This is a genomic window from Candidatus Phytoplasma gossypii (assembly GCF_030586975.1).
Taxonomy (GTDB): domain Bacteria; phylum Bacillota_I; class Bacilli_A; order Acholeplasmatales; family Acholeplasmataceae; genus Phytoplasma; species Phytoplasma citri.
In genome coordinates this window covers 1-2,536 of record NZ_JAOSIT010000055.1, presented here as the reverse complement: position 1 = coordinate 2,536, position 2,536 = coordinate 1, and the positions used below count along the sequence as shown (strand labels likewise).

The 2,536-nt window shown below is 32.8% G+C and carries 3 protein-coding genes and 1 pseudogene; all 4 read right to left on the bottom strand.

The features are described 5' to 3' along the window. A pseudogene (locus tag OC698_RS02930) lies at positions 1 to 733 on the bottom strand (AAA family ATPase); the annotation flags it as partial. A gap of 42 nt (positions 734 to 775) precedes the next feature. Further along, positions 776 to 1,066 carry an HU family DNA-binding protein gene (locus tag OC698_RS02925; protein ID WP_304513202.1) on the bottom strand — a complete coding sequence of 97 codons (291 nt, stop codon included), beginning with the start codon at positions 1,064 to 1,066 and terminating at the stop codon, positions 776 to 778. A 131-nt stretch (positions 1,067 to 1,197) separates the two neighbouring features. Next, positions 1,198 to 2,031, bottom strand: coding sequence for a DNA adenine methylase (locus tag OC698_RS02920; RefSeq protein ID WP_304513201.1), 834 nt, complete (start codon positions 2,029 to 2,031; stop codon positions 1,198 to 1,200). A 156-nt stretch (positions 2,032 to 2,187) separates the two neighbouring features. Then, on the bottom strand, positions 2,188 to 2,536 hold a 349-nt coding region (locus OC698_RS02915; protein ID WP_304513200.1), incomplete at its 5' end, for a Panacea domain-containing protein.

Here is a 2,536-nt window from a genome sequence, read left to right as displayed (position 1 = left end):
TTTGAAGATGCGGAAGCGGTTTATTTTCTTGTAAATGATTTAATTGCGTTTGTAAGTTTTGCTTTTGTTTTTCAAAAGCGATTTTTTGATCCGTTAAGAACAGTTGAAAATCCTGGAAATTTTTTAACTCCGTTTGATTTTTTCGATATTCTGGTTGCGTTTTTAACTCTTCAATTCTTTTTTGATTCGCTTCCACATAATTAAGGGCTTGATTTAAGCGGAAAATTTGTTGTTGGAGATTTTCTTGGGTTTGGAGTTGAGCTTTGGCTTGGGCTAATTTTTCTAATTCTGCTTGTTTTTCTTTTTGATTTTGGTTTAACGCTTTTCTTTGGGCGATTAAATTATCAATTAAGGTTTGTTGGGTTTGTTGTTGGGCTTTTAGTTCGGTTAATTGTTGGTGTTTTTGGGTTTTCGTGTTTGGAGGTAATTGCGGGTTATTAGTTAATTCGGTTTGGAGAGTTTTCATTTTGGTAACAATATCAGTTAAAGTTTTCACATTTTCATCAATTTGGGTTTTTAAAGTTTGATCTTGTTGGTGAAGTTCTTGGATTTTGGCTTGTTCTAATTTGATTTGATGGTCGATCTCTTGTTGGCGTGATGATGACGGTTGGTTAGTTAAGGTTGGGGGTTTAGTTGGTTGACGAGAATGAGTGATGCCTAAAATGAATAAAATCAACAAACCTGAACTTAATAAACCCAGCAAACTCAAATAGATTTTTTTGTTTAAGGACATAGATTACCGCCTTTCTTAGGTTTTCGCAAGAAAATAAGGGGGTTATTTTAAAATTAACACTTTCACTTGGTCTTTAATAGTTTTAGATAATTTAAAAGTGACTACCGTTTTAGCAGGAATTTTAATTTTTTGGCCTGTTTGGGGATGTCTGCCATGATAGGCTTTTTTCGCTTTTAAAACAAATTTCCCAATTTGGGGTGATAAAATGACTTCTTCATGAGAAGCGATGGCTTCAATTAAAGTCTTTTCAAAAGTGTGGTAAAATTCTGTCGTTTGGGTAATAGAAGCATGGTTCGCTTCGGCAATTTTTTTAATTAATTCTTTTTTAGTCATAAGGTTATGATTTCTCCTTTTAGTTATGGTTTTGTTACTACAGTCTTCTTCAAAAAAATAAGTACCGCGATAAATGTGCGTTAACGCATCACTCATTTTAAATCTCCTTTGATTTATTTATTTTTTTTATCTTATATATAATTTTTAATAATGATTTCTTGATGGATGTTTTTCTGGGTGAGACAATGGTTGGTTGTGGTTTTGGTGTTAATGAGGTTTGCGTTGGGGAATAAATTAAGGATTGCTGGTGTGGCATAATTGGTATATAACCATTTGACCCCCCTTTTGGTTGCTTGATGCAATTCTAAGGCTAATTGTTGCTGATCAGTAAAAGTAAATGGTTTTTGGTAAAATTCTTTATCTTTAATTCCTTCATAGTAATAGGGCGGATCACAAAAAAGAAAATCGCCTTGTTGACTAGAGGCGATGATTTTTCGAAAATCCCTACAATATAAACCATGTTTGTTCTTGCGGAAGTGATGTTGGTAGGCGATTAATTGGTTTAAATTAATGATGGGCGTTTTTTGTTTCGGTTTATAACCAAAAGTTGCTTTTAAATTATTGTGGCGATCATAACGTGTAATCCCCCGAAAAGCGTATTTATTTAAAACATAAAAGATGGCTGACCTAAGTAATTTTTTGCTTTTTAGGAGGAAATTTTGATTATATTGATTTAATAAATGCTTAAAGGCTTGTTTTTGTTGTGTTTGGTCTTGATGTTGGTAAAGATAATTTTCTATCATTTGGACCTCATCGACAAAATGAACAGGATTTTGGAAACTTTGACGCCACATCGTAATTAAGTCGGGATCGTAATCGTTTAAAATTGCTTTGGCGGGTTTTAAATAAAAATAAAGAACCCCACTCCCTAAAAAAGGTTCATAATAAGTTTTAAATGATTCGGGTAAATGGGGAATGATTTGGGGTAAAAGTTTTTGTTTACAACCGATCCCATTAATTTTCATTTGGACACCATAAATAACCTAAAAAGCAAAGATCGGCAAAGATGCTAATAGTCGCGTTAAATTTTAATCCTAATTCCAAATTAAAAAATAAGATCATTATATTACTCATAATGAAAAATAAATAAGAAATGGTTAATAAAAGCGGATAACTTATTTTCACTTTTTACTCCTTTTATTTTGATTAGTGGTTTGTTTAGCATAAAATTGATACAAATCCGTATCGCTAATAAGATTACAACTCCAATCAGCGTCTAAAAAATTAATTTTCCAAGGTTCTTCGCGACAAGTTTTGTTCACCAATTGTCTAGGTGTATAAGGACCATATTGGTTAACTATTTTAGTGATTAACTGTTGGTGTCCAGGGGTTAACTTACTTGCTTTTCCTTCAGCGATTGTTCGAAGAGGATAATTACGTTGAAGTAGTGTTTTTACATATAAATTAGGAAAAACTGGGCCATATTGCCAGGCGGCTAAAATATCTCGGGCGAAAGGCGCACCGGTCTTT